This is a genomic window from Lysobacter capsici, assembly GCF_014779555.2.
Lineage (GTDB): Bacteria > Pseudomonadota > Gammaproteobacteria > Xanthomonadales > Xanthomonadaceae > Lysobacter > Lysobacter capsici.
Genome location: NZ_CP094357.1, coordinates 3,890,551 through 3,914,887, shown reverse-complemented (window position 1 = coordinate 3,914,887; position 24,337 = coordinate 3,890,551). Strand labels below are relative to the sequence as shown.

23 protein-coding genes and 1 tRNA gene are annotated in these 24,337 nt (G+C 67.8%); 14 read left to right on the top strand and 10 right to left on the bottom strand.

The window, feature by feature from the left end:
- Positions 1–10 precede the first annotated feature (10 nt).
- The 3 genes from IEQ11_RS15880 to IEQ11_RS15870 form a co-directional block, all read right to left on the bottom strand.
- Positions 11–1,477 (bottom strand): YfjI family protein, encoded by a 1,467-nt coding sequence (locus tag IEQ11_RS15880; RefSeq protein ID WP_191823356.1) that lies wholly within the window; start codon positions 1,475–1,477, stop codon positions 11–13.
- On the bottom strand, positions 1,474–1,815 hold the full coding sequence (locus IEQ11_RS15875; RefSeq protein WP_191823357.1) for a hypothetical protein: 342 nt from the start codon (positions 1,813–1,815) through the stop codon (positions 1,474–1,476). The genes IEQ11_RS15880 and IEQ11_RS15875 overlap by 4 nt, the downstream gene beginning before the upstream one ends.
- A 360-nt stretch (positions 1,816–2,175) precedes the next feature.
- Positions 2,176–2,268: transfer RNA gene (locus IEQ11_RS15870), tRNA-Ser, on the bottom strand.
- Positions 2,269–2,576: 308 nt separating this feature from the next.
- Here IEQ11_RS15870 and dnaX point away from each other — a divergent pair.
- The 5 genes from dnaX (at position 2,577) to IEQ11_RS15845 (ending at position 6,711) form a co-directional block, all read left to right on the top strand.
- Positions 2,577–4,847, top strand: a complete 2,271-nt coding sequence (dnaX, locus tag IEQ11_RS15865; protein WP_191823358.1) for a DNA polymerase III subunit gamma/tau — start codon at positions 2,577–2,579, stop codon at positions 4,845–4,847.
- A gap of 140 nt (positions 4,848–4,987) precedes the next feature.
- Complete coding sequence (locus tag IEQ11_RS15860; RefSeq protein WP_036112019.1) at positions 4,988–5,308, top strand: YbaB/EbfC family nucleoid-associated protein; 321 nt, start codon at positions 4,988–4,990, stop codon at positions 5,306–5,308.
- 49 nt (positions 5,309–5,357) lie between these two features.
- Entirely contained in the window at positions 5,358–5,591 is a 234-nt protein-coding gene (locus tag IEQ11_RS15855; RefSeq protein ID WP_036112016.1) for a hypothetical protein, read from the top strand.
- Positions 5,592–5,658: 67 nt separating this feature from the next.
- Positions 5,659–6,255, top strand: a complete 597-nt coding sequence (gene recR / locus IEQ11_RS15850; RefSeq protein ID WP_046657220.1) for a recombination mediator RecR — start codon at positions 5,659–5,661, stop codon at positions 6,253–6,255.
- 102 nt (positions 6,256–6,357) lie between these two features.
- Positions 6,358–6,711: a histidine triad nucleotide-binding protein gene (locus IEQ11_RS15845; RefSeq protein ID WP_036112012.1), complete on the top strand. Its 354-nt coding sequence runs from the start codon at positions 6,358–6,360 to the stop codon at positions 6,709–6,711.
- A 526-nt stretch (positions 6,712–7,237) separates the two neighbouring features.
- Here IEQ11_RS15845 and IEQ11_RS15840 read toward each other — a convergent pair.
- Both IEQ11_RS15840 and IEQ11_RS15835 read right to left on the bottom strand, forming a co-directional pair.
- The gene (locus IEQ11_RS15840) at positions 7,238–7,723 is read right to left on the bottom strand and encodes a Slp family lipoprotein (RefSeq protein WP_046657215.1); all 486 of its coding nucleotides are present in this window, start codon (positions 7,721–7,723) and stop codon (positions 7,238–7,240) included.
- Positions 7,720–9,729: a transglutaminase TgpA family protein gene (locus IEQ11_RS15835; RefSeq protein ID WP_191823359.1), complete on the bottom strand. Its 2,010-nt coding sequence runs from the start codon at positions 9,727–9,729 to the stop codon at positions 7,720–7,722. The genes IEQ11_RS15840 and IEQ11_RS15835 overlap by 4 nt, the downstream gene beginning before the upstream one ends.
- 385 nt (positions 9,730–10,114) lie before the next feature.
- Between IEQ11_RS15835 and IEQ11_RS15830 the strand changes: the two genes are divergently transcribed.
- Complete coding sequence (locus IEQ11_RS15830; protein WP_191823360.1) at positions 10,115–11,854, top strand: M91 family zinc metallopeptidase; 1,740 nt, start codon at positions 10,115–10,117, stop codon at positions 11,852–11,854.
- A gap of 125 nt (positions 11,855–11,979) precedes the next feature.
- The gene (locus IEQ11_RS15825) at positions 11,980–12,540 is read left to right on the top strand and encodes a hypothetical protein (protein WP_191823361.1); all 561 of its coding nucleotides are present in this window, start codon (positions 11,980–11,982) and stop codon (positions 12,538–12,540) included.
- A 22-nt stretch (positions 12,541–12,562) separates the two neighbouring features.
- Here IEQ11_RS15825 and IEQ11_RS15820 read toward each other — a convergent pair whose 3' ends face one another.
- Both IEQ11_RS15820 and IEQ11_RS15815 read right to left on the bottom strand, forming a co-directional pair.
- A complete protein-coding gene (locus IEQ11_RS15820; RefSeq protein ID WP_425494646.1) occupies positions 12,563–13,570 on the bottom strand; it encodes a DUF58 domain-containing protein in 1,008 nt (335 codons plus the stop codon).
- Positions 13,571–13,578: 8 nt separating this feature from the next.
- Positions 13,579–14,484 carry an AAA family ATPase gene (locus IEQ11_RS15815; RefSeq protein ID WP_036112103.1) on the bottom strand — a complete coding sequence of 302 codons (906 nt, stop codon included), beginning with the start codon at positions 14,482–14,484 and terminating at the stop codon, positions 13,579–13,581.
- 386 nt (positions 14,485–14,870) lie between these two features.
- Here IEQ11_RS15815 and IEQ11_RS15810 point away from each other — a divergent pair, with 386 nt between their 5' ends.
- Positions 14,871–16,754 carry an ArnT family glycosyltransferase gene (locus tag IEQ11_RS15810; protein ID WP_191823362.1) on the top strand — a complete coding sequence of 628 codons (1,884 nt, stop codon included), beginning with the start codon at positions 14,871–14,873 and terminating at the stop codon, positions 16,752–16,754.
- A gap of 411 nt (positions 16,755–17,165) precedes the next feature.
- Here IEQ11_RS15810 and IEQ11_RS15805 read toward each other — a convergent pair whose 3' ends face one another.
- Entirely contained in the window at positions 17,166–17,738 is a 573-nt protein-coding gene (locus IEQ11_RS15805; protein ID WP_191823363.1) for a Maf family protein, read from the bottom strand.
- An 85-nt stretch (positions 17,739–17,823) separates the two neighbouring features.
- Positions 17,824–18,189, bottom strand: a complete 366-nt coding sequence (locus tag IEQ11_RS15800; protein WP_148650443.1) for a hypothetical protein — start codon at positions 18,187–18,189, stop codon at positions 17,824–17,826.
- A 129-nt stretch (positions 18,190–18,318) separates the two neighbouring features.
- Between IEQ11_RS15800 and IEQ11_RS15795 the strand changes: the two genes are divergently transcribed.
- From IEQ11_RS15795 to fabD, 4 genes are all read left to right on the top strand, one after another.
- Positions 18,319–18,840: a YceD family protein gene (locus tag IEQ11_RS15795; protein ID WP_036111995.1), complete on the top strand. Its 522-nt coding sequence runs from the start codon at positions 18,319–18,321 to the stop codon at positions 18,838–18,840.
- Positions 18,841–18,975: 135 nt separating this feature from the next.
- Positions 18,976–19,170 (top strand): 50S ribosomal protein L32, encoded by a 195-nt coding sequence (gene rpmF / locus IEQ11_RS15790; RefSeq protein WP_036111991.1) that lies wholly within the window; start codon positions 18,976–18,978, stop codon positions 19,168–19,170.
- A 270-nt stretch (positions 19,171–19,440) separates the two neighbouring features.
- Positions 19,441–20,421, top strand: coding sequence for a beta-ketoacyl-ACP synthase III (locus IEQ11_RS15785; protein WP_036111988.1), 981 nt, complete (start codon positions 19,441–19,443; stop codon positions 20,419–20,421).
- Between the two features lie 558 nt (positions 20,422–20,979).
- The gene (fabD, locus tag IEQ11_RS15780) at positions 20,980–21,921 is read left to right on the top strand and encodes an ACP S-malonyltransferase (RefSeq protein ID WP_191823364.1); all 942 of its coding nucleotides are present in this window, start codon (positions 20,980–20,982) and stop codon (positions 21,919–21,921) included.
- Positions 21,922–21,943: 22 nt separating this feature from the next.
- Here fabD and IEQ11_RS15775 read toward each other — a convergent pair whose 3' ends face one another.
- Complete coding sequence (locus IEQ11_RS15775; RefSeq protein ID WP_191823365.1) at positions 21,944–22,726, bottom strand: SDR family NAD(P)-dependent oxidoreductase; 783 nt, start codon at positions 22,724–22,726, stop codon at positions 21,944–21,946.
- A gap of 422 nt (positions 22,727–23,148) precedes the next feature.
- On the opposite strand from IEQ11_RS15775, the gene fabG reads away from it, so the two are divergent.
- Positions 23,149–23,895: a 3-oxoacyl-ACP reductase FabG gene (gene fabG, locus IEQ11_RS15770; RefSeq protein ID WP_096415017.1), complete on the top strand. Its 747-nt coding sequence runs from the start codon at positions 23,149–23,151 to the stop codon at positions 23,893–23,895.
- Positions 23,896–24,024: 129 nt separating this feature from the next.
- Complete coding sequence (acpP, locus tag IEQ11_RS15765) at positions 24,025–24,264, top strand: acyl carrier protein (protein WP_036111977.1); 240 nt, start codon at positions 24,025–24,027, stop codon at positions 24,262–24,264.
- The last annotated feature ends 73 nt before the right edge of the window (positions 24,265–24,337 follow it).

Genomic DNA, 24,337 nt, shown 5'->3' with positions numbered 1-24,337 from the left:
TCTGTGACGCTTACCGCCACGTAATGTTGCGCGATCGCGAGAACATCTTCATGCAGTTGATAAACGTTGTCTTGCCGCCGCACAACTCGATCAGGTCTCGCTGCTCCATGCGTAGAAGGGCGGCGCGCAGACGATTGCTGGGAATGCCAAGCAACAGGCCAATGGGCTCCGTGGGAACTTCCTTGTAGTCGGTTTCAAAGCGAAAGATCTTCAAGTGCTCGATTACGGCTGCCACGTCGGCCTCCTGTTGGGGCAGGGGAGGCGGCGGCACGAACACGAGTTCGTACTGGGTGGCATGCCAGTAGACAAGCGCCCAGGCACGTTGGAGGCAGGAGATCGAGACGTAGTGGGTCTGGCTTTCCCATACATGCAGCACCGCAGCCAGTCGGGCGGTCAAGTTGAGCATCTTCGAGACGAAGTCGGCGATATGCGCGAGCTGTCCGAACTTGAGATTGTGAGTGATGCGGCACAGCTCGTCCCAGTAGCCCAGCGCGTCAGGTGCGAAGGCCAGTTCGATGGGCGCAATGCCACCGGCCTCCTGGTTGTCCTGGTGCAGGTCGTAAAGCTCCTTGAGCGTCTCGTGGAGATTCGAAAGAGCCTCGTCATCGTCGCCCGCGGGTGCGTATCGATTGCCCATAGGCGACGGCTGGGCGACGCAGACGAGGAAACGCGCGAAGAAGCCGAGCCTGACGGCCTTGTGCTCGGTGTACTCATTGCGCTTGCACCGGGGGCGGAACGGCTCGATCGCGGCGGACTGCGCCAGCAAGCCGAACGTGCCACGTGGTTGGCTGGCATAGAGATGCCTCTTCTTCTCTCGCCGAAATTCCAGCGATTTTCCGTCGATCAGATCAACCAGATCCGACACGTGGCGCATCAAGCTGGAGCTCAGCAGCTTGTCACCTTCGTCGGTAAGGAAATCGACTGCTTCGTACTCGCCATCCAGCTGGTCAAGCAGGCTTTCCAGGTCAAGGTTGCTCGCGAGGCGCGGACGGTGTTTGGGGGCCGCCGTGGCCGTGCGGTGCAGCTCGGCCAGTGTCGCAAGAAGATCCTGCGCGGGCTCCTGCTTGCGCAGGCGGCGCGCAATCTCGGTCTTCAGGAGCTTGATGTGGAACTTTTGCTCGGCCGACGCGGCGCTCGCTTCGGTCCGCGCGACCTCATACCGAGCGAAGCTGTCTCGAACGTGATCCTTGAGCGGCTGGATCATGCACTCGTGTACCGGGCTCTTACTTCCACCAACATCGGCGATGCACAGCGTGTTGACGCCGATGGGAATGGGCGTCCAGTTGGGCGGCGACATTACGTAGAGAGGAGCAACCGCAGAGGACAACACCGATAGCATGTGCGTTCGGACCATGGCGGGGCAGGCTTCTGGGGTCTTGGCGCACACTGCCTTTGCAGCAGCCCCGGCCAACGGTGGCAGCATGCCAAAGTTGTAGTCGGGTGCTGGGAAGGCTGTGAGCTGAGTAAGCATGTTCATGCCGCAGCCCCATCGAGACGGGCGCTGGGCGCGGCTGCGAGCGGGTGAAGGGATCCCTCGATCGATGCCGGGTCCTCCCCGTCATTGGCGGGCGGCTCCGGCTCGGCCTTTGCGAGCCGCCCGCGCAGCTCCTTGAGTTTGGCTGGATAGAACTTCTCCCGGAGCCCCAGGGAATTGATCAGGTCGATCAACTCCTTGTCACTGATGCCGTCGGTCTTTGCTGACAGGATCATCGGCTTGATGAGCGTAAGGAGCCGTTCGGCCTCTTTCTTGTCCTTGAGTGCTTGGTACGCCGCGGTGAACTGCGCGGCCATTTCGTTAACGGTGCCGGGTGGCATGTGATTGTCCTCGATCGGGACAGCCGGGATGGCCGTCCTCAAGGGACATGCTGAGCAGGCGCGAGGAAATTGAATAAGGAGCGGATTTCACGGGGTGATCCGAAAATCGCTCCGGAAATCCCGGCCTGACGGCACAGGGGATTTCGCGGTCACTCCAGCAGCCGGGGCCGTTGCTCGGCTGGCCAGGACCGAACTTAGAGTTGGACACCCCCATGCGCGTAGTAGCCGCGCTTGGCCCGTGGCACAACCCCACGCAACGGGCCCCAACAGCAGCAAAGTTGCCATGGCATACTGGATGGCATACCGGGACAGGAGAAAAAGAAAAAAGCCCATGAAAATCATGGGCTTAGTTCATTGATCTGGCGGAGAGAGGGGGATTCGAACCCCCGAAGCGCGGTTTAGACGCTTACACACTTTCCAGGCGTGCTCCTTCAACCACTCGGACACCTCTCCGGACCTGTCCGGCCGCATGCGCGGGCCGTGCAGAGCCGGGGATTCTAGCGGCGAGCGGTCGCAGTAACAAGCCACGGTGCGGTTGGGACGCCGGGAGCGGGGGCGGCGCTCGGGCGCGAGGGTGGGGCGTGGCACAATGCTCGGGTGCGTTTGGGTCCGCCGGCGGTGTCCGCCTGGGGACCCTTGTCGCGGCGGCCGCGACGGTCGCCGGTGAGGGTATCCGGCCGGTCCGGACGCCCGCCGCCCGTCCGTCGCACGCCCCAGCCGTCGCTCTTCCGCCCCGCCTGCTCAACGTTTTCAAGGATCCGATGTCCTATCTCGTCCTCGCCCGCAAATGGCGCCCCAAGCGTTTCGCCGAACTGGTCGGGCAGGAGCACGTGGTACGCGCGCTGACCAATGCGCTCGGCACCGGCCGCGTCCACCACGCCTTCCTGTTCACCGGTACGCGCGGCGTCGGCAAGACCACGATCGCGCGCATCTTCGCCAAGTCGCTGAACTGCGAGCACGGCACCTCGGCCGACCCGTGCGGGCAGTGCAGCGCCTGTCTGGACATCGACGCCGGCCGCTACATCGACCTGCTCGAGATCGACGCCGCCAGCAACACCGGCGTGGACGACGTGCGCGAGGTGATCGACAACGCCCAGTACATGCCCAGCCGCGGACGGGTCAAGGTCTATCTGATCGACGAAGTCCACATGCTGTCGAAGTCGGCGTTCAACGCGCTGCTCAAGACGCTGGAGGAGCCGCCGGGGCACGTCAAATTCCTGCTCGCCACCACCGATCCGCAGAAACTGCCGGTGACGGTGCTGTCGCGCTGCCTGCAGTTCAACCTCAAGCGCCTGGACGAGCAGCAGATCAGCGGGCAGATGACCCGCATCCTCGCCGCCGAGGGCATCGGCGTGGACGAATCGGCGATCCGCCAGTTGGCCAAGGCCGCCGACGGCAGCCTGCGCGACGGTCTGTCGCTGCTCGATCAGGCGATCGCCTACGCCGGCGCGGGCGGCGATGCGCCGCTGGAGGGCGCGGCGGTCGCGGCGATGCTGGGTTCGGTCGACCGCACCCGGGTCGGTGCGGTGCTGTCGGCGTTGGCCGACGGCGAGGGTCAGCGTCTGCTCGATGAGGTCGCGACCCTGGCCGAATTCTCGCCGGACTGGGGCAGCGTGCTCGAGGCGCTCGGCGACGCTTTGCACCGGATCCAGGTGCGGCAGCTGGTGCCCGAGGCCCTGGTCGAGGCCGACGGGGTCGATGTCGATCATCTGGCCGCGCAGCTGCGGCCCGAGCTGGTGCAGCTGTGGTACCAGATGAGCGTCAACGGCCGCCGCGATCTGCCGCTGGCGCCGAGCCCGCGCGCGGGGTTCGAGATGAGCGTGCTGCGCATGCTCGCGTTCCGGCCGAGCGCGGCGGGCGAACCGGCCTCGCCCGGCCCCGGCCCGTCCTCGGGCGGTCGCAGCGAACCGGTGCGGTCGGCCAATGCCGCCGCGCAGGCCGCCGCGGCGATTCGCGAGATGGGCACGCCGGGCCGCGAGGCTGGGTCGACGCAGAGCGCATCGGTCCACAGTGCGCCGGTTCAAGCCGCACCGAAACAGGCGCCACCGATACACAACCCGGCTCGCGACGCCGCGCCGCCGTCGCGCGAGGCGATGCCTTCGCGCGAACAGACCGACGATCGGCCGCCGTGGGCGCTGCCCGAGCAGGCGCCTGCGCGCGCCGCGCCGCCGGTATCCGCCGAACCCGCAACGCCCGCGCCGTCGCGCAGCGAGCCTGTTGCGCCGCGCACTGCGCCGGCTTTCCCGGACAGCGAGCCTGCGCCGTCGGTGCGGGTCAGCGAGCCCAGGCCCGCGGATGCTTTCGTCGCGGTCCGCGACGAGCCGCTGTGGCCGGAAGACGAACCTTTGCACGACAAGCCGCCGGCGCGGGTCGCCGCGGCAGCGGTCGAAGCCAAGCCCGAACCACGGGTCGAAGCGAAGGCCGAACCGGCCCCGATCGAAACCCGGGCCGAGCCGATGCGCGAACCCGTCCGCGCCCCGGCGCCGACGCAAGCCGCACCGGTGCAAGCGCCGATCCCCAGCGAGCCGCCACGCGACGATATGTTCGCCGCGCCGTCCGCGAGCCCGTCCGCACCGGCATCTATCTCCGAGCCGATCACCATGCCCGCGCGCGCTGCGGCGACGGGTTCATCGTCTGCCGGCATCGCCGACGACGACGCCTGGCACGCCATCGTCGATGCCAGCGGCCTGCGCGGCCCGGCCCGGATCCTGGCCGAGCACGCCGGTTTCATCGGCTACGCCGACGGCGTGCTGAACCTGTCGCTCAGCCCCGACGACGACCATCTGCGCGCGCCGGCCCTGGTCCAGCGGGTCGCCGATGCGCTGGCCACGCGCCTGGGCGTGGCGCCGCAGATCCGCTTCGAAACCGTCAAGTCCGGCGAGTCGCTGCACGCGCGCAACCAGCGCGCGCGCGACCAGCGTCAGGCGGCGGCCGAGGACATGTTCATGAACGATCCCGATGTGCGCCGGCTGATCGAGGATCACGGCGCCAAGGTCGTGGCCGACTCGATCCGGCCGTTCGACGACGCCTGAGGCCGCGCGACCGCCGCGCCCCTTGCGTCGGGCCGCTTGCGGCCCAAGACAGGATCGGTATTCATACCGATGACGCGTGGCCGCGCCATCCTCGCGGCCATCGCACCCGCTACCAGACAACTCACGACAGGCAGGACACCATGCGCGGCAACATCGCCCAACTCATGCAACAAGCGCAGAAAATGCAGGAAAACGTGCAGCGCGCCCAGGAAGAACTGGCCAAGATCGAAGTCACCGGCAGCGCCGGCGCCGGCATGGTCACCGTGACCCTGACCGGGCGCATGGAATGCCGCAAGGTGCGCATCGATCCGTCGGTGATCAGCGATGCGGAAATGGCCGAGGACCTGGTCGCCGCCGCGTTCAACGATGCGGTGAACAAGATCAACGCCGAATCGCAGACCCGGATGTCGGCCGCCACCGCCGGCATGCCGATGCCGCCGGGCATGAAGCTGCCGTTCTGATCGCGCCGCCAATCACGACGCCTGACCACGCCACCACGGAACGCATCACATGGGTTTTCATATCGGCCTCACCGCTGCGCTGATCGCGGCGATCCTGCTGGGCCTGGACGTCTACACGACCTGGGCGATCTGGCGCGAGCCGGACCTGACCGGCGCGCAGAAAGCCGTGCAGTCGGCCTTCGTCTGGCTGTTGCCGCTGCTGGGCGCGATCGTCTGTCTCAACGTGGTGCGCGCGATGAATCGCGAGCCGGTCGCGCGCAGCAACTTCACCCCGTCGGAGTGAGCGCCGCCGTGCCGGTCGCCGCGCATAGTAGTTGGCTCGTGCGCCTGTTCGCGCGTCGGGTCGGCGCATGAGCAGCGCGCTGCTCGAACAACTGATCGACGCGTTCCGCGTATTGCCGGGCGTCGGCCAGAAATCGGCCCAGCGCATGGCCTATCACGTGCTCGAACGCGAGCGCGCGGGCGGCCAGCGCTTGTCCAACGCCCTGGCCGAGGCGATCGAGAAGATCGGCCATTGCGTGCGCTGCCGGGACTTCAGCGAAACCGAGGTCTGCGCGACCTGCGCCAGTGGTTCGCGCGACGCGCATCTGCTGTGCGCGGTAGAATCGCCGGCCGACCGCCTGGCGATCGAGCAGGCCACCGGTTATCGCGGGCTGTACTTCATCCTGCAGGGCCGGTTGAGCCCGCTCGACGGCATCGGCCCGCGCGAACTGGGCCTGGACCGCCTGGCCGCGCGTCTGGCCGAGGGCGAGGTGCAGGAACTGATCGTCGCGACCAATCCCACCGTCGAAGGCGAGGCCACCGCGCATTACCTGGCCCAGCTCGCGCGCCAGCATCAGGTGCGTCCGAGCCGGCTCGCGCATGGCGTGCCGCTGGGCGGCGAACTCGAATATGTCGATCGCGGCACGCTGTCGCATGCGTTTGGCAGTCGCAGCGAGATGGGGTGAGAGCCGGGAATGGGGAATCGGGAATCGGTAGGGCGAAAAGCCTGAGGGTTACGGTGTACCGTTACGATTCCCTATTCTCCATTCCCGATTCCCGGCCCCTCTATGACCGACTCCACCATCTTCGGCAAGATCATCCGTCGCGAACTGCCCGCCGACATCGTGTACGAGGACGACGAGCTGATCGCGTTCCGCGACATCGCGCCGCAGGCGCCGGTGCATGTGCTGTTCGTGCCCAAGACGCCGATCGCCACGCTCAACGATCTGCAGGCCGATCAGGCCGCGATCGTCGGCAAACTGGCGCATGCGGCCGCCGCGTATGCGCAGCGCGAAGGGTTCGCGCAGGACGGCTATCGCTTGGTGATGAACTGCAACGAGCACGGCGGGCAGACGGTGTTCCAACTGCATCTGCATTTGCTGGCGGGCGCGCATCTGGGGCGGTTCGGCACGCCGCATTGATCGGCGATCGCGTTGGTTGACGATGACGATGATGGGCGTTGCCCAATGTCGCTCAACCTCGTCGCGTGCCGTTGCCTCTGCTGTAGCTGTAGCTGTAGCTGTAGCTGTTGCCGTTGCTGTTCCCCCCTTTGGAAAAGGGGGGCAGGGGGGATTCGCTTTTAACCCCAGCACCCGAATCGCCCGCAACAAAAAGCAAATCCCCCGGCGCATTGAGCCGTTGCTAAGACTTCATGCATCTCAGGCGCCAGCCCCATTTTCCAAAGGGGGCGATGCTCACTTGGCTTCAAGCCCCAAAACGACCGAAGGCGCTTTCGCGCCTTCAGTTCGCCTCACGATCGAATCGCCCGCAACAAAAAGCAAATCCCCCGGCGCATTGAGCCGTTGCTAAGACTTCCTGCATCGCAGGCGCCAGCCCCCTTTTTCAAAGGGGGCGATGCTCACTTGGCTTCAGGCCCCCCAAAACGACCGAAGGCGCTTTCGCGCCTTCAGTTCGCCTCACGCTTCGCGATAGATCATCGCGACAGGTTCACCACCACCCCCACCACGGCCACGGCGCCGGACGTTCGATCACGTCGACTTGTTGCCGCACCGGCCACAGATAGACCACTTCGGCGTCGAGCTGCGGGAAGCGGTAGTCGTACTGACCGATGCGCCGCGTTTCGTAGCCCGAGATGCGGCCGGTGAAGGTCACTTCGCGGTTGGTCTCGAACAAGGCCGGATCGTAGAAACCGGTGCGGCAGGCCAGGAAGCGGCCGCCGGTGTCGTCGGTCGCCCAGTACGGACGGCCGGTGTCGGTCAGGCGGGTCGAGATCATTTCGAAGCAGGTGCGGTTGGCCTGCGGCTCGACCGAGACGATGCGGCCGCCCCAGCGCACCACCGCGCCGGTGCTGTCGTTGGCGGCGGCGTCGGCCGGGGTCAGGGCGGTGAACGCGCCCTGCAGCGGTTTGGGTGCGCTCACGCACGCGCTGAGCAGCGCGACGCTGGCGGCTAACAAGGCAAGACGGAGCTTCATCGACGTTCTCCAGTGCGGCCCGGACGGTGTACGCGTAGCGCCCGGACCAGTTCGTTGCGCAGTTCTCGGGCCTCGCGCCGCCCGGCTTGACCACCAGCGTACCGCCAATCGCTGAAATGTTGGCTAAGTTGGAGCAGGCCGATCGCCAAATCCGGACGCGCCTTTCCGACACGTTCAGCCCAGGCCAGGGCCGGCTCGTGCGGTTCGCGCTCCAGGCCCAGCCGGCGGTAGCGCCGGCCCAGGGCATGCCAGGCGCGCAGCACCGGGTCGCGCTCGCGCTCGCCGCGGCTGCTGAGCCAAATCATCCACAGCCCGGCGACGCTCGCAAACAACACAAACAGCACAATCAGCCTGGTGCTGTCGAGGCGATCCACGCCGAACGGCTGCAACAGCCGTTGCTGGCGGTTGGCGTCGAAGCCGAGCACGAAGTCGTTCCAGCCGCGGCGCATCCAGTCGCTGAGATTGAACAGCGGCGTGACCGCGCCGATCGAACCGAACAGGCCGCTGGCGCCGGGCGCGCGATCGGCCAGGGTGTCGTAGATGCGTTCGGGCGCGACCGCGGCGGTCGGGTCGACCCGCACCCAGCCGCGGCCTTGCAACCAGACCTCGGCCCAGGCATGCGCATCGGAGCGGCGCACCAGCCAATAGTCGCCGATCCGGTTGTAGTAACCGCCGGCATACCCGGTGACCACGCGCGCGGGGATGCCGGCCGAACGCATCAGCACCACGAACGAAGAGCTGAAGTGTTCACAGAAGCCGGCTTTCTGGTCGAACAGGAACTCGTCGACCGAATGCCGGCCGAGCAGCGGCGTGGTCAGGGTGTAGGCGAACTCGCGGTGGATCATCGTCATCGCGCGTTCGACGATGGCCGCATCATTACTGCCCAGTTCGCGCCGCCAGCGCTGCGCCAGCGCCAGGGTGCGCGGGTTGTAGCCCTCGGGCAGGGCGAGCGCGGCGCGGCGCATGGTTTCGCGCAATTCGGGTTCGTAATTGACCGGCGGCGACGATTGCAGATGCCAGCGAGTGAGCGAGGTCAGGGTCTGCTCGGCATAGATGCCGTGATCGAGCGACAGGCGCGAATTCGGCGGCGCGGCCCGCGGCAGGTCGAGGGCGACGAACTGACGGTCGTCGGTGGCCTCGACTTCCAGGTCGTAATCCCACAGCACCCGGCTCGAACGCACCGGCGCCGGCGGCAGGCCGCGGAACCAGCGCGGCTGAGTCCATTGGCGGCCGTCGAAATTCCACAGCACCGGACCGCGCCAGTACATCTGCGAGGTCGGCGGGGTGGCGCCGCGGAAACGCGCGCGCAGGGTGACGGTCTCGTCGTTCATCAGATCGACCATCTCGCCCGGCGCCATCTTGTCCGACAGGCCCGGGCGCGCGAGCGCGCGTTCGGGCACGCCCCACAGCGGCGAGCCCAGGCGCGGGAACAGCCAGAACACCGCCAGCGCCAGCGGCAGGCCGATCCCGACCAGGCGGCCGATCGCGCTCAGGCGTTGCCACGGCGACAACGCCGGTTCGACCGCGCGGCCCGGTTCCGGACGCGCTTCGACTTCGGCCAGGCGTTGCAAGGTGGCCAGCGCGAACAAGGCCGCGGCCAGGCCCAGGATCAGCGACAACGGCCCCTGATCGAGCAGGAAGGTCGCGAACGGGCCGAACAGAGCGAAACCGATCAGACTGCGCGCGTCGCGCAGGGTGTAGGTCTCCGACGGCTTGAGCGCGAACATCGCCGCGAGCAACGCGCAACCGGTGTCGCGGCCGATGGCGAAGCGGGTGAGCACCAGCACGGTGCCGACCAGCGCCAGCACCATCACCAATCGCAACAGCGCCGGCAACGGTTTGCGCCACGACAGCACGCCCACGCCGATGCCGGCACCGGCGATGGTCAGGGCGATCTGCAGCGGCAATTGCAACAGCAGCGGCAACAGACAGCTCGCGCCGGCCAGCAGCGCCCAGCGGCGCGAGGTCGGTTCCAGTGCGGGCGGGGACGGTGCGCGCTCGGTCACGGCCGAATCGGTTCCTGGTGGGTTTCACTGCGATGGATGTCGCTGCGCGCAATGCAGCGGCGACGCGGGGACGGAAGCATCGACGTTGGCTGCGTCGCGGCGGACCGATCTTAAACTGGCTTGTCTTGAAACCGCCCGGTCTTAACCGGTTCGATATCAAATCGACCACTATCAAACCGGCCGATAGTAGAGCAGCCCGGCGCGCGCCGGCACAGTGACGCGCGCCGCGTCCTGACATGGCCGCGGCCGGCGCTGCCTTGTCGCTGGCGCCGCAAACGTGTTCCCATGGCACGGCCAGCTTCAGGGCATCGTCCGCAACAAGGCAGTCGCAGGCGCACACGCACGGTCGAAGACGACGACGTGGCGCCGGACACAGGGAGTGGTAATGGCCAGCGAACCCGAGACCGATTCTTCGACCCGCGCCGCGGCTGGCACGCCGCCCACGGTCGTGCATGGCAGCACCGTCCCCGCCGGCGGTCCCGCGGCGGTCAACGGCACGACCGCCGACGGCAAGCCGACCGTATCGCAGGAATTGTTCCGCCGCGGCGATGTCGTCATCACCCGCGAGCAGGTGATCGGCGGCGATCAATTCGGCGACAAGGTGGTGATCAGCACCGGCGCCGGCGACGATCGGGTCAATGTCGATCAACGCCGCAACGGCGTGCTCGACGTGAACATCAACGGCAGCCGTTACCAGATCACCCTCGCGCCCGGGCAGGAACTGGGCATGCGCACGGGCGACGGCAACGATGTCGTCACGGCCCAGCCGCGGGTCAGCGTGAACATGGATGTCGACGGTGGCGCCGGCAATGACACCATCACCACCGGCTCGGGCCGCGACCGCATCGACGGCGGCGAGGGCAACGACACGATTCGCAGCGGCGACGGCCGCGACGACGTGTTCGGCAACACCGGCAACGACACCATCGACGCCGGGCGCGGCAACGATGTGGTCTACGGCGGCGACGGCAACGACCAGTTACTCGGCGGCGATGGCCGCGACTACATCGAAGGCGGCAAGGGCAACGACCGCATCGACGGCGGCCGCGGCGACGATGTGCTGTCCGGCGGCCTGGGCGACGACAACCTCGTCGGCGGGCGCGGCAACGATCGCGTCTACACCGGCGCGGGCGCGGACCGGGTCGACAACCGCTCCGGCAACGACGTGATCTACGGCCAATCGGGCAGCGACAACATCACCGTCGCGCGCGGCGCTTCCAACCGCGTGGTCGAGGTCGACATGAGCGCCGCGATCGGCGCCAGCGTCACGGTCAACGGCTCGGCGGGGTTTACCCAACGCACCGAAGCCGACATCGAGATGCTGCGCTCTTCGCCCAACGGCCGGCAGATGCTGGGCGAGCTCGACCGCGCCGCCGATCCGGTCACCGGCACCGGCAAGAGCACGACCATCACCGAGCTGCAGAACGAATACAACGGCTCGGCCGGTCCGGTGACGCCGCCCACCTATCTGCGGCCCGGACCGGGCGGTACCACCGTGGCCGGCGGCGGCGAGAACACCACCGTCAGCTACAACCCGTCCAACCACAGCGAACAGTTTCCGGCTCCGTCGGTGGTGCTGTTCCACGAGTTGTCGCACGCCTACAACGGCGTCAACGGCACCGCGCAGCGCGGCACCTATGCCGGCGCCGGTCCCGACAACGGCATCAACAACGACGAGATGCAGGCGGTCGGCCTCAACAACGGCGGCGCGGCCTTCGATTTCGATCGCGATCCGGCGACCCCGGCGACCACCGCCAATCCCAAGGCGCTCAGCGAAAACGGCCTGCGCGAGGAAATGGGTTTGCCGCAACGTCCGAACTACAACGTCGGCGGCTGGAGCGGCGATATGGCGCGCGCTGACGTGCCGACCGGTTTGCCGGCTGCCGGCGGCACGGCTTTCGCCGGGATCGACAGCCGGGTCAGCGGTCTGTTGGCGGCGTTGGGCTCGGGCGATCCGGCGGCGCTGCGAGCGGCCACCCAGCGTGTCGCATCCGGAGAAATCGGCCAGTCCTTCCGCGAAGAAACCATCAGGACCGTGGATCAGCAAGCGCAGGCGCAAGCTGGGCCGGTGATGGAAATGGCCACGCCGGGCGAAGCGCCGCTGTCCATGGGGCCGCGGCGGTGAAGCTCGCGCGCCCAGCCCGCCCGGCCTGTCGTGCCGGCGCATCGATAGTGATCGCGGTCCTGGCGGCGGGCATCGCCACCGCCTGCGCGCAAACGCAACGGTCGAAAACGCATTCGGAGAGCAGTATGAGTTCCACAACCTCGATCCAGGACGCAGCGGCAGCTCAGGCGACCGTGCAGGGCGAACAAGGCAGCGTGTTGAAGGTCCGCTTCGACTATCAACCCGCCGCGCGCATCGTGGCGGTGAGCTATCGCTTGCGCAATACCGCCGACGCGCCGCTGGCGGTGTTCGATCGGGGCAATTTCCACGCGATCGATACCGGACGGCAGAAAGCCGGCGAGGTCGGCATTCCGACTGAAAAGACCGAAGGCGAGGACGTCGAGTTGATGCACGGCGTGCTGCCGCTGCGTCGGCCGTCACCGACCGTTCCGCCCACGCCGATCGCGCTGCGGCTCGAGCCGGGCAAGGAAGTGTCGGCGCGATTCGAATACGCCCTCAAGGGCACGCTTGCCCCGAAGCGCCTGCGTTGGTGCGTGGGCGTCATGCGTTTCAACGAAACCGACTTCGACCAGCCGCACACTGCATCGCAGGGCCAGTTGTGGCGCGCCTCGTTCGCGGTGGTCGGGAAACAACAGATGCTGTGCACGCCGTGGTTCGACGTGGCGGCGAACCGTTTCCAGGCGTAAGGGCCGAGAGTAGCCGCCGGCCTCAGCCCGGCGGCAACAACGCCAGCGCCTTGAGGCAGGCATGCCGATGCGCCGCGCCGGCGCCCGGTCCGAGCGCGGGCTGGTTCGGCAGATTCAATCGGTAGCGGCAGCCGTCGCGTTCGGCTTCGTCGACCCAGCGCGCCAGTCGCGAGATCCGCGCTTCCTGATTCAGGCCGACCAGTCGGTGCCATTCCAATTCGATGTCGGCGCCGACCGGTTGTTCGTATTCGCGCACCAGCAGCGTGTCGCGCCGCGCCGAATGCTTCCAGGCGATCGCGCGGCGCGCGTCGCCGGGGCGGTAGGCGCGCAGGTGATGCACGTCGTCGCCGGCCGGGTGCAGCCGGCTCACCGCTTGATCGCCGCCGCCGACCGGCAGTGGCGGGCCGTGCGCTTCGGGCGTCGGATAAACCAACAGCGGCGCCTGCGGCCACACATGCGACCAGGCCCGCGCCAGGCCAAGCGGGCGGGTGGTGGACACGCGCAGTTTCGGCAGGTCGAGCCAGCCGCGATGTTCGGTGAGCACGCGCAGTTCGGCTTCGCCCGCACCCTGGTCGAGATCGAGACGCGCGCCGGTCAATTCGATCGCGCCGGGCGCGTCCACGTGCAGGCCGCGGCGCACCCGGTCGGGCGCGGCGCGCGCATGCACGCGCACCAGCAGCGCGGTGCCGGCAGGAACCGGTTCGGCGTCGACCGCGACGATGCTAAGACCGGCCAGTTGCAGCTGCGCCGCGATCAGGCTGGCCAGACCGGCGCCGGCCAGCAGCAGCGCCAGCAGGAACGCCGGGTTGTTGTTGTAGTTCAGCGCGCCCAGCAGCATCGCCGCGAGCAGGGCGGCGTAGAACGCGCCGAAACCGGTCGGCAGCACGTAAATGCGGCGGCGGTCGAAACGCACCGGCAGCGCTTCGGGCCGGCGCGGCCGGGTCAAGCTCATCATCCGGTTGCGCAACGCCCGCGCGTAGCGGGTGCGCAGCGACGGCGCGCGCGGCGACTGCGGCGAAGGGGCGGCCATGGCCGGGTTCAATCCACCGCCACCGCGTAGAGGATGGACTTGGCGATGTCCGGGCCGGCATCGGCTTCGGCGACCAATCGGTGCGAGGCGACCGCGGCGAACAATGCCTGCACGTCCTCGGGCACCACATGCGCGCGGCCGAGCAGCAGCGCATACGCGCGCGAGGCGCGCAGCAGCGCCAGGCCGGCGCGCGGCGACAGGCCGACCCGCACGCCCGGATGCTTGCGGCTGCGCGCGAGCAGCGCCTGCACGTAGGCGATCAGTTGTTCGCTGGCGTACACCGCGTCGACCGCGCGACGGATCGCGTTGACGTCCTCGCTGCTCAGCACCGGCCGGGTCTGCGCGATCAGATCGCGGCGATCGGCGCCCGACAGCAGGTCGCGTTCGGCCGCTTCGTCGGGATAGCCCAGTTGCAGGCGCAGCAGGAAGCGGTCGAGCTGCGAGTCGGGCAGCGGATACGTACCCGACAGGTCCACCGGGTTCTGCGTGGCGATCACGAAGAACGGATCGGGCAGGGGATGGGTGCGGCCGTCGACGGTGACCTGATGTTCGGCCATCGCTTCGAGCAATGCGCTTTGGGTGCGCGGCGGCGCGCGGTTGATTTCGTCGGCCAGCAGCACCTGGGTGAACACCGGGCCGGGATGGAACTGGAACTGGCGCGACTGCGGATCGAACACCGACACCCCGACCACATCGGCCGGCAACAGATCGGAAGTGAACTGCACGCGCTGGAATTCCAGGCCCAGCGCCGCGGCCAGCGCATGCGCGAGGGTGGTCTTGCCCAGCCCGGGCAGGTCTTCGATCAGCAGGTGGCCGTCGGACAACAAGGCCACGAACGCCAGCCGCACCGCCTGCGCCTTGCCGAGTACCAGGCCGTTGACCTGGGCCTGGGCCTGTTCGAGGGCCGCGCGCAGGGCATCGGGTAGGATGCTGGCGTTGCCCGCCGCGCCGCTCTTGTCCGCGCGGGTCGCCGCGAGTGTGGCGCCTGCGTGTGCGGAATCTGCCGTCGGTGTTGCGCTCGTCGGTGCTGCGGTCATCGTTGCGTAAGTCCTGAGTCTGTAGGGTCGAGCGTACCGCGTGCCACGGCGGTCGGTGCGGCGGTGCAGGCGGGCGGCATGATCGCCCCCGGGTTGCGTCGGCTGCATTGGACGACAGGTTTTCTGGGATGAGCGTCAACAAACGCGCTGTCATGGCGCTCCCCGGATCGCGCCACGTCGCCGACAGCCACGGCATCCATCGCGGGCAGCGCCGGTCGCGCCGGCACGAACATCCATCCGAAGTGTAGCGAGGTCGAGTATCGATGCGGGACAAGGACGAAACCGGCGCGTTGCGCGATCTGCCCATTGAGCGTGTGTTCTGGAGTCTGTGGTCGCTGGTGCTGCTGCTCAAGCTCGCGGTCGCCGCGAAACTGCCGCTGTTCGTCGACGAAGCGTTCTACTGGCAGGAAGGCCGGCATCCGGCCGCGGCGTATTCGGACTTGCCCGGGCTGACCGCGTGGCTGGCGCGGATCGGCGTGGAACTCGGCGGCAACCACACCCTGGCGCTGCGCGCGCCGTTCGTGTTGATCGCCGCGCTGGTGCCGTGGCTGCTGGCGCGGATCACCGCGCGCGAATTCGGCGAGCGCCAGGGCTGGATCGCCGGCTGCTTCGCGATCCTGCTGCCGCTGTCGGGCACCTTGGGCGTGCTCGCCTTGCCCGACGCGATGATGGCCTTGGCGACCTTGTTGTGCCTGGACGCGGGCGCGCGCTTGTTGCGCGAGGTCGATGCGCGCACCGCGGTCGAACTGGCGGCCGGCCTGGCCCTGGGCGCGTTGAGTCATTACCGCTTCATCGCGGTGATCGCAGTCGGCTTCGTGGTGTTGCTGTTGTTGCCCGAAGGGCGGCGCGCGCTGCGCGACGTGCGCCTGATCATCGCGGTCGCGATCGGCGCCTCGGCGTGGGCGCCGCTGGTGGCCTGGAACATGGACAACGCCGACGCGGGCCTGCGCTTCCAACTGGTCGACCGGCATCCGTGGTCGTTCCATCTCGACGGCCTTTGGTTCATCGCGATCCAGGCGCTGCTGGTAACGCCGGCGCTGTTGCTCGCGCTCGCCCTGGCCGGCGCGCGCGGCGCGCGCGCGGTGTCGCCGGTGACGCGTTACTTCGGCTTGCTCGGCAGCCTGGTCGTGCTGGGTTTCTTCGTGCTGGGATTTTTCGCCGACACCGAGCGGGTGAGTTTTCACTGGCCGCTGCCGGGCTTCCTGGCCTTGCTGCCGTTGCTGCCGGGCGTGCTCGCGGCCTGGCCGGGCTGGGCACGAGTGCTGACCGTCGCCTGGGCCGGCGCGACCTTGCTGGCGATGCTGGGCTATTACGTCGCCGTGTCGATCCCGGGCCTGCGCGCGCACAGCGCCGGCGAGAAATGGTATCCGTCCAATTTCGCCGGCTGGGACGAACTGGCGCGCACGGTGCGCGCGCGTCAACGCGCGATGCCGCCGGGGACGCGGATCGTCGCCGACAATTTCAAGGTCGGCGCCGAGTTGGGATTCGCGCTGGACGATCCGCGCATCGCGGTGCTCGATCATCCGATCAACCACAAGCACGGCCGCGCGCCGCAGTTGCAGCTGTGGGGACTGCACAGCGCCGGCCGCGGCGACTGGGGCGCCACGCCGGTGCTGTTGTTGGTCGGCGTGACCGAGGTCGAATACAAGAACCTGTTGCAGCGCTATCACGCCTTGTGCGCGATGGCCGGGCCGTTGCCGCCGCCGCAGATCCTCAACGTTGATCACGGCCGCCAGCGCTTCGCCTTGTTCGCCTTCGACGGCACGCCGCGCGCAGGCGAATGCACCACGCCGGCGATGGCCTGGGTCGATGCGCCCGTCGCCGGCGCGAAGGTCGGCCGCGAGTTCGAGGTCAACGGTTGGGCCTTCAAGGATGGCGTCGGCTTGGCGCGGGTCGAGATCATGCTCGACGGACGCGTCGTCGCGCAGGCCGACTACGGCGGCGAGCGGCCGGGTATACGCGAGTACTGGGCCTTGCCGGACGGCAAGTATTCGAGCGATCCGCAGCATCCGAAGATCGGTTTCAGCGCGAAGATCGCGCTCGATGCCGAACCGCCGGGCCGGCATTGGCTGGGGCTGCGCCTGCACGGGCGCGATGGCAGCGTCGAGGATTGGGCCGAGCAGCCGATCGAGGTCAAGCGGCGATGAGGTTCGTTGCTCGGGCTACTGGATTTGCTTGTCGCCAGTGCAGGCCACTCAAGCGCCTACGAAATCGCGAGCGCCCCCTGTACGAGCGGCGCAAGCCGCGACCGCGACCCCGCAGCTACGACGCAAGCCGGTTTCGCGGCCGCGGCTTGTGATCGAAGGAAATCCGGTAGGACAAGGCCCCTGCAGATAGGCCATGCACGCGTGTTCGCGCATCGACAAAGCCTGCGAATGAATCCGCGCAAACTTTTATCGGAGCGACTTCAATCCCGAAGTGTTTCGTTGCGATCGCATCGATGCCGCATCGGGCCGCGATCGAAAAACGTCGGCGCTCAAGCCGTGCCGACGAGGCTTGGACACGATCGATCGCGAATCGAACTGCGCGCAACCATCGCGACCTCGGCCGCCGCCGCATCAGGGCAACCGATACCCCGCCTCGCGCAACAACCGCGCCGTCGCGATCAGCGGCAGGCCGATCAGCGCGGTCGGGTCGCGCGATTCGATCGCCTCGAACAAGCTGATCCCCAGGCCTTCGGACTTGAAACTGCCGGCGCAGTCGTAGGGCTGCTCGGCGTCGACATAGCGCGCGATTTCCTCGGCGCCCAGTTCGCGGAAACGCACGACCGTGGTGTCCAGCGCGGTCAGCGGCGCCTGGCCGAGGCGCAGCACGCACAGGCCGGTCAGGAAGCGCACCTCGCGTCCCGACATCGCAGCCAGCTGCGCCAGCGCGCCGGCGCGGTCGCCGGGTTTGCCGATCGGCCGGCCGTCGAACTCGGCGACCTGGTCCGAACCGATCACCCAGGCCTGCGGATGCAGCGCGGCGACCGCTGCGGCCTTGGCCACGGCCAGGCGCGCGGCCAGCGCGGCCGGCGCTTCGCCGGGCAGTGGGGTTTCGTCGGTCTCGGGCCGGGCGGTGTCGAAGGGCAGGCCCAGGCGGGCTAGCAGCTCGCGGCGGTAGATCGAGGTGGAGGCCAGGAGCAGGGGCATGGGGCGAGAAAGGAGTTGAGAGGAGTGAGGAAAGCAGTGGGGCGGGGCCGGTTTTCGTCTCGCAGCGTGTCGAGACGACACGAACTCATCCCAGCGGCGCGGTCCGGACCCGCTCGATCTCGTTCAGCAACTGCTCGATCTTGACCCGGGCCGCGTCGATCGAGGCGCGGACCTCGCTCAGCTGGGCCGGGCTGGCGCGGCGGCCGTGGTCGCGCAGCCACAGGCGCTGGCGCAGCATTTCGCGCATCGCGTCGCCGACCGGGTCGCGGCCCTCGTCGCCGGCGACCGCCTCGATTTCGGCCCGCGCGGTGCGCAGCCGGGCTTCCAGCGCATCGGCCGCGTCGAGCACCTCGCGCATCGCGCGCTGGCGCCGAGCCGGGCCGAACTGCCAGATCAGGGCCGACGCCAGGGCCGCCAGCACGGCCACGGTCAGGAGCAGGACGAGGGTCAAGGGCGGACTCGGCGCGGCGGCGGTGGGCCGGGCAGTCTGCACGGAGCGCCGGGGCGGCGGCAAATCCTTGCGCGGCCCGGGGCTTACGGTTTGACACAGCCTCGGACGGTCTTTAACATTCCGCGGCTTATGTCAGCCGATGTGCCATCCGGGCGGGTGCCCGATCTTCTCGATGCCTGGCGCCTGGTGGCGTCCCGGCGCGGTGTGGAAGGGCGTCTGCCGTTGTCAGCCCTGACCCGGTTGCAGGCCAGTCTGCTCGATACCGAAGGTTTCGTTGAGTACTCGCTGGATTTCGACACCGACGAACTCAAGGTGCCGTACGTCGAGTTGAAGATCGATACCGAGTTGCCGTTGCTGTGCCAGCGCACGCTGGAACGGTTCCTGCTCCCGGTGCGGATGGTGCAGCGCCTTGGTCTGATCCGCGAGGAAGCCGACGAAGCCGCGCTGCCGGAAGGCTACGAGCCGCTGCTGATGCCCGAAGACGGCATGCTGCGGGCCTCCGAGCTGGTCGAGGACGAGCTGATCCTCGCCGTGCCGGTGGTGCCGATGGCGCCGGGCACCGAGGCGATCGAGCGCGACTGGCCGGCGCCGCAGGAAGAACGCGACGCGGCCAATCCGTTCGCGCAGCTGTCCTCGCTGAAGAAGAATTGACGCAACACGCAACACCTCGCAGCAAACGTTTCACCCCAAGTTTCTTTCCGACCTGCAGGCGAATCAGCAAGCCGTTCCTGCTAATCGGGCTACGCTATCCACCTCAGGTTTCGACCGCTTTTCCGGAGCAAGACCATGGCTGTCCAGAAGTCCCGCGTTTCCCCGTCCCGCCGCGGCATGCGCCGCGCCCATGACGCGCTGACCAGCAAGCAGCTGGCCACCGACCCGACCAGCGGAGAGACCCACATCCGCCACCACGTGACCGCCGACGGCTACTACCGCGGCAAGAAGGTCATCGAGACCACTTCGCGCGTCGCCGACGAAGAGTAAGCTTCGTCTGCAAGCCGCGCCGCATGCCGCGATCGCGGCATGCGTTGCCGCTGATCTGGGCCGGCGCCGATGCGATCCGCATCGTCCCGGCGCCGATCCGGGCTCTTCGCTGAGAATGGCCCGACCGCAAGCAGACCTGCGGCCGCCGCGACTTCTACCTGCCGCCAGCTTATGCTGGCGGTCCTGTTTTCCGGTGGCCCGCGTTTGCCTGTCTCGCGCTGAGGCGCAAGCACCCTGCGGACCGCCTTACGGCAACGCCGCGGAGTGGTGATGACAGATCGGATTTACGCCCGTATCGCGGGCACCGGCAGCTATCTGCCGGAAAAGGTGTTGACCAACGCCGACCTCGCCCAATTCGTCGATACCAGCGACGAATGGATCGTCAGCCGGACCGGCATCCGCGAGCGTCATGTCGTCGCTGAAGGCGAGACCACCTGCGACCTGGCCTACCACGCGTCCGTGCGCGCCCTCGAGGCGGCCGGCGTGGACGCCAGCGAGATCGACCTGATCGTGCTCGGCACCACCACGCCGGACCTGATCTTCCCGTCCACCGCCTGCCTGCTCCAGCACCGCCTGGGCGCCAACGGCTGTCCGGCGTTCGACGTCAATGCGGCCTGTTCGGGCTTCGTCTATGCGCTGACCGTCGCCGACAAGTTCATCCGTTCCGGCGCGGCCAAGACCGTGCTCGTGGTCGGTTCGGAAACCCTGACCCGGATGCTGGACTGGAGCGATCGCGGCACCTGCGTGCTGTTCGGCGACGGCGCCGGCGCGGTCGTGCTCAAGGCCGACAGCGAAACCGGCATCCTCAGCACCCACCTGCACGCCGACGGCGGCAAGAAGGAATTGCTGTGGAATCCGGTCGGCGTGTCGGTGGGCTTCAAGCCCGAAGAGCACAACGTCGGGGTCAAGGTTTTGATGACCGGCAACGAAGTGTTCAAGCATGCGGTCAAGGCGCTGGATTCGGTGGTCGAGGAGACCCTGGAAGCCAATGGTCTGGACCGGCATGAAATCGATTGGCTGATCCCGCATCAGGCCAATCTGCGCATCATCGAAGCCACGGCCAAGCGCCTGGACATGCCGATGGATCGGGTCATCGTGACCGTCGATCGTCATGGCAACACCTCCTCGGGTTCGGTGCCGCTGGCGCTGGACGAAGCGGTGCGTTCGGGCAAGGTGCAGCGCGGGCAGTTGCTGTTGCTGGAAGCCTTCGGTGGCGGTTTCACTTGGGGCTCGGCGCTGCTGCGTTACTGATGCATTGCCGGTTGCGGGGACGGCGGTGGCCGTCCTCGTTCGATGGCTGGATTTCCGCGCGGGTCGGGCTTGTCGGGTTCGGCTCGCATAGTGCAGCTTGCATGTTGCAGCTTGTCGATTCGATGCGGTGCGCGCGGGCTGGCCGTTGGTTTCGATGCGGCTGTTGATTCGCGGTCGCGGCTTGCGCCGCTCCTACAGGCGGATACGCGGCTTTCGTACAGGCATGGCGCACGCGGGACGTGAGCCGCGTATCGCACTGTAGGAGCGGCGCAAGCCGCGACCGCGCAGGCATGAGTTCGCCGCGCAAGCCGCGTGTCCGCACCGCGCAATCGTCATGTACGCGTCGCTTTGCACTGCGCAATCGTTATCGACGTACCGCTACGGCAATCCGACGCGCCCGGGTGCATCGCCGCCCATCGCGCCTCCATCGTTTGCATGGTCGCAGCGCCTGCCGAGTCACCCGGCATCGCGCCGGGATGTGACCCCGTACCGTCGGGTACAGACGATCGCGACGGTTCGCCCGTATCATTCGCGATCCTCACCGATCTGGTAGCACGCGTGACCGATCAGCGACTTTCTTTCGTCTTCCCGGGCCAGGGCTCGCAAGCCATCGGCATGCTCGCCGAGCTGTCGGAACTGCATCCGCAGATCCGCGACGCCTTCGTCGAGGCCAGCGATGGCGCCGGGGTCGATCTGTGGGCGCTCAGCCAGGGCGGTCCCGAGGAAATGCTCAATCGCACCGAATACACCCAGCCGGCGCTGTTGGCCGCGGGCGTGGCGGTGTGGCGCCTGTGGCAGGCCCGCGGCGGCGCGCAGCCGGCCTTGCTCGCCGGCCACAGCCTCGGCGAATACAGCGCGCTGGTCGCGGCCGGCGCCTTGTCGCTGCGCGACGCGGCGCATCTGGTGCGTCTGCGCGGTCAGCTGATGCAGGAAGCCGCGCCCGCCGGCACCGGCGCGATGGCCGCGGTGCTCGGCGCCGAAGACGCCCTGGTCGAGGAGATCTGCCAGGCCGTATCGGGCACCGAAGTGGTGGTGCCGGCGAATTACAACTCGCCCGGCCAGATCGTGATCGGCGGCCATGCCGGCGCGGTCGACAAGGCGCTCACTCGCCTGGCCGAAGCCGGCGTGCGCAAGGCGGTCAAGCTGGCGGTCAGCGTGCCCTCGCATACGCCGCTGATGCGCGAAGCGGCCAACCGTCTGGCCGAGGCCATGAACGCTCTGGCCTGGCAGGCGCCGAGCATTCCGGTGGTGCAGAACGTCGATGCGCAGGTGCATGCCAGCGTCGAGGCGATCCGCGACGCGCTGGTGCGTCAGCTGTACCTGCCGGTGCAATGGACCGGTTGCGTGCAGGCGCTGGCCGCGGCCGGCGTCGGCCGCATCGCCGAATGCGGCCCGGGCAAGGTCCTGGTCGGGCTGGTCAAGCGCATCGACAAGAGCATCGACGGCCGCCCGCTCGGCACGCCGTCCGATTTCGAGACCGCGCTCGCCGATTGGCAGTGAGCGCGGACCGATCGGCCCACCGTCATTTCGCCGCGATGCCGCCGTCCACCGGCAGGGTCACGCCGGTGACGCCGTAGGCTTCGTCCGAACACAGCCACAAGGTGGCGTTGGCGATCTCTTCGGGTTCGGACATGCGCTGCATCGGCGACTGTCCGGCCAGGAAGGATTTCATTTCATCGCTCAGGAAGGCCTTGGTCGCTTCGGTGGCCACCGCCGCCGGAGCCACCACGTTCACCCGGATATGGTTTTTCGCATACATCACCGCCGCCCATTTGCTCATGTGGATCATGCCGGCCTTGGCGGTGCTGTACGACAGGCTGGTGAAGTCGACATCGACGATCAGCCCGGCGATCGAGCCGGTGTTGACGATGGCGCCGCCGCCTTGCTTGAGCATTTGCCGGATCTGGTACTTCATGCCCAGGAATACGCCGCTCAGGTTCAGCGCGATGTTCTTGTTCCAGCCTTCTTCCAGGGTGTCGTGGACGCCGGTGCCCAACTCGTCCGGCGCCAGGATGCCGCCGGCGTTGTTGACCGCGACGTCGAGGCGGCCATGACGCTGGGCGATGTCGGCGATCAGGCGTTCGGATTGGGCCGGATCGGTCACGTCGGATTGGACGAACTGCGCCTGCCAGCCTTGTTCGCGCAACTGCGCTTCGAACGCGGGGCCGTGCTCGGCCGACAGATCGGTGAACACCACGCTCGCGCCTTCGCGTGCGAACGCGGCCGAGGTGATCTTGCCGATGCCGGTGGCACCGCCGGTGACCAGCACGATCTTGTTTTCGTAACGTTTGCGGCTCGCGGTCATGGATCGCGCCTGATAAGAGTGGGCGAAGCGGGGAAGGGTGGGGTGTGCGGGCGTGCCGGCAACGACGCGGCAGCGGCCATGATGAGCGGCGAGTATTGCGCCCGCATGGCGCGGCTGAACGCGGTCTGCGTCACGTCGGCCGACGCGCGCGCCAGGCGCTTGGCGCGGATGCGCGCGCGGTCCGGTTCAATCCGTGATGCGGGCCGCCAGGGCGGCGCCGGCGCCGGTTCGCGCGCTACTCATCGCCACCCGCAGCCTGTACGCTTTGCTGCGGTCGCAACATTTCCGGTCCGGCGCCCATGCGGCGACAGTCCCGGCGATGCCGCCGCGACCGCGACCCGATACGATCGGGCTTGGCCCTTGCGCGCGAACGCGCGCCGGCCCAGCCCGCACCGGACACGTGTTTTGAACGGAGTGAATGCATGAGCACTGCCCCGCTTTCGGGTGAAATCGCCTTGGTCACCGGCGCCAGCCGCGGCATCGGCGCCGCCATCGCCGACGAACTGGCCGCGCAGGGCGCGACCGTCGTCGGCACCGCGACCAGCGAAGCCGGCGCGCAGGCGATCGGCGAGCGCCTGGCCGCTCACGGCGGCCACGGCCGGGTGGTCGATGTCGCCAGCGCCGCCTCGATCGAGGCGCTGATCGACGGCGTGAGCAAGGACATCGGCGCGATCTCGATCCTGGTCAACAACGCCGGCATCACCCGCGACAACCTGCTGATGCGGATGAAGGACGAGGACTGGCAGGCCATCCTCGACACCAACCTGAGCAGCGTCTACCGCACCAGCAAGGCGGTGATGCGCGCGATGATGAAGGCGCGCCGTGGCCGCATCATCAATATCGCCTCGGTCGTGGGCGTGACCGGCAACGCCGGTCAGGCCAACTACGCCGCGGCCAAGGCCGGCGTGATCGCCTTCAGCAAATCGATGGCGCGCGAGATCGGCAGCCGCGGGGTGACCGTGAACGTGGTCGCGCCCGGCTTCATCGACACCGACATGACCCGCGACCTGCCGCAGGACGCGAAGAAGGCCATGTTCGAACAGATCGCGCTGGGTCGCTTCGGCGAACCGGCCGACATCGCCCGCGCCGTGGCGTTCCTGGCCAGCCCAGGGGCGGCCTACATCACCGGCGAAACCCTCCACGTCAACGGTGGCATGTACATGCCGTAAGCCCTTGGCGTAGGCTAGTAAGCGATTGAACCCAAAGGGGTTTCGTCGAAACCGGGAGCCGGTCTCGCGAAACCGCTCGATTCCATTAGACTATTCCATCGAAAACCCCTCACGGGAGGAGCAGCATCCATGAGCAGCATCGAAGAACGCGTCAAGAAAATCGTGGTCGAACAGCTCGGCGTCAAGGAAGATGAAGTCACCAACAACGCTTCGTTCGTCGACGATCTCGGCGCGGATTCGCTCGACACCGTCGAGCTGGTGATGGCGCTCGAAGAAGAGTTCGAGTGCGAGATTCCGGATGAAGAAGCCGAGAAGATCACCTCGGTGCAGCAGGCGATCGACTACGTCAAGGCGCACGTCAAGTCGTAACGCGCCTGGCGCTGGCCGCATGCGTTACGACGCCTGCGGCAAGCGCGCAGCACGCATTATCAAGTGACAACTC

Excerpts from the sequence above, each read along its gene's own strand:
- IEQ11_RS15880 (WP_191823356.1), bottom strand. The coding sequence starts at position 1,477 with ATGAACATGCTTACTCAGCTCACAGCCTTCCCAGCACCCGACTACAAC.
- IEQ11_RS15875 (WP_191823357.1), bottom strand. The coding sequence starts at position 1,815 with ATGCCACCCGGCACCGTTAACGAAATGGCCGCGCAGTTCACCGCGGCG.
- dnaX (WP_191823358.1), top strand. The coding sequence starts at position 2,577 with ATGTCCTATCTCGTCCTCGCCCGCAAATGGCGCCCCAAGCGTTTCGCC.
- IEQ11_RS15860 (WP_036112019.1), top strand. The coding sequence starts at position 4,988 with ATGCGCGGCAACATCGCCCAACTCATGCAACAAGCGCAGAAAATGCAG.
- IEQ11_RS15855 (WP_036112016.1), top strand. The coding sequence starts at position 5,358 with ATGGGTTTTCATATCGGCCTCACCGCTGCGCTGATCGCGGCGATCCTG.
- recR (WP_046657220.1), top strand. The coding sequence starts at position 5,659 with ATGAGCAGCGCGCTGCTCGAACAACTGATCGACGCGTTCCGCGTATTG.
- IEQ11_RS15845 (WP_036112012.1), top strand. The coding sequence starts at position 6,358 with ATGACCGACTCCACCATCTTCGGCAAGATCATCCGTCGCGAACTGCCC.
- IEQ11_RS15840 (WP_046657215.1), bottom strand. The coding sequence starts at position 7,723 with ATGAAGCTCCGTCTTGCCTTGTTAGCCGCCAGCGTCGCGCTGCTCAGC.
- IEQ11_RS15830 (WP_191823360.1), top strand. The coding sequence starts at position 10,115 with ATGGCCAGCGAACCCGAGACCGATTCTTCGACCCGCGCCGCGGCTGGC.
- IEQ11_RS15825 (WP_191823361.1), top strand. The coding sequence starts at position 11,980 with ATGAGTTCCACAACCTCGATCCAGGACGCAGCGGCAGCTCAGGCGACC.
- IEQ11_RS15820 (WP_425494646.1), bottom strand. The coding sequence starts at position 13,570 with ATGGCCGCCCCTTCGCCGCAGTCGCCGCGCGCGCCGTCGCTGCGCACC.
- IEQ11_RS15810 (WP_191823362.1), top strand. The coding sequence starts at position 14,871 with ATGCGGGACAAGGACGAAACCGGCGCGTTGCGCGATCTGCCCATTGAG.
- IEQ11_RS15805 (WP_191823363.1), bottom strand. The coding sequence starts at position 17,738 with ATGCCCCTGCTCCTGGCCTCCACCTCGATCTACCGCCGCGAGCTGCTA.
- IEQ11_RS15795 (WP_036111995.1), top strand. The coding sequence starts at position 18,319 with ATGTCAGCCGATGTGCCATCCGGGCGGGTGCCCGATCTTCTCGATGCC.
- rpmF (WP_036111991.1), top strand. The coding sequence starts at position 18,976 with ATGGCTGTCCAGAAGTCCCGCGTTTCCCCGTCCCGCCGCGGCATGCGC.
- IEQ11_RS15785 (WP_036111988.1), top strand. The coding sequence starts at position 19,441 with ATGACAGATCGGATTTACGCCCGTATCGCGGGCACCGGCAGCTATCTG.
- IEQ11_RS15775 (WP_191823365.1), bottom strand. The coding sequence starts at position 22,726 with ATGACCGCGAGCCGCAAACGTTACGAAAACAAGATCGTGCTGGTCACC.
- fabG (WP_096415017.1), top strand. The coding sequence starts at position 23,149 with ATGAGCACTGCCCCGCTTTCGGGTGAAATCGCCTTGGTCACCGGCGCC.
- acpP (WP_036111977.1), top strand. The coding sequence starts at position 24,025 with ATGAGCAGCATCGAAGAACGCGTCAAGAAAATCGTGGTCGAACAGCTC.